This window comes from Roseateles sp. P5_E1 (assembly GCF_054049335.1).
On the sequence record NZ_JBFUMN010000185.1, the window covers coordinates 1 to 735 of the forward strand.

The 735-nt window shown below is 67.5% G+C and carries 1 protein-coding gene; it reads left to right on the top strand.

Features of this window, described 5'->3' with window-relative positions:
- The coding region (locus ACXJKJ_RS30505; RefSeq protein ID WP_457395176.1) for a S46 family peptidase at positions 1-735 on the top strand (735 nt) is incomplete at both ends.

The following is a 735-nucleotide window of genomic DNA, read 5'->3' on the forward strand; positions in this document are numbered from 1 at the left end:
GCTGGATGGCTTCAAGCGCATCGATGCGGCCGGCCAGAAGCAGGCCGAAGAAGCGGCCGTGCTGGCGTGGCTGAAGCAGCAGGGCGCGGCCGGCAAGCCGGCGCTGGCCGCGCACGCGCAGCTGATCAAGCACCTGGAAGAAGGCCGCGCCACGCGCGATCGCGACCTGATCGTGAGCCAGTTCAACAACACCGCCGTGCTGGGCTCGGCGCTCAGCCTGTACCGCCTGTCGATCGAACGTGCCAAGGCGGACGCCGAGCGCGAAGCCGGTTACCAGGAGCGCGACCTGCCCTCGATCGAAGGCGGGCTGAAGCAGATGGACCGCCGCTATGTCGCGCGCATGGACCAGCAGCTGCAGACGTACTGGCTCAGCCAGTACGCTGCGCTGCCGGCCGCGCAGCGCAACAACGAGGTGCTCAACCAGTGGCTGGCGGGCAGCGACAAGGCCGCCATCGATGGCCTGGTCGGCAAGCTGGCCGGCACGCAGCTGGGCAGCCTGGACGAGCGCCTGAAGTGGTTCAAGGCCGACCGTGCCGCCTTCGAAGCCAGCACCGATCCGGCCATCCAGTACGCGGTGGCGGTGATGCCGGCGCTGCTCAAGCAGGAAGAACAGAAGAAGACCCGCGAAGGCGAGTCGCTGGTCTCGCGCCCGCTGTATCTGCAGGCATTGGCCGACTACAAGAAGAGCAAGGGCGAGTTCGTCTATCCCGACGCCAACCTGTCGCTGCGCATCAC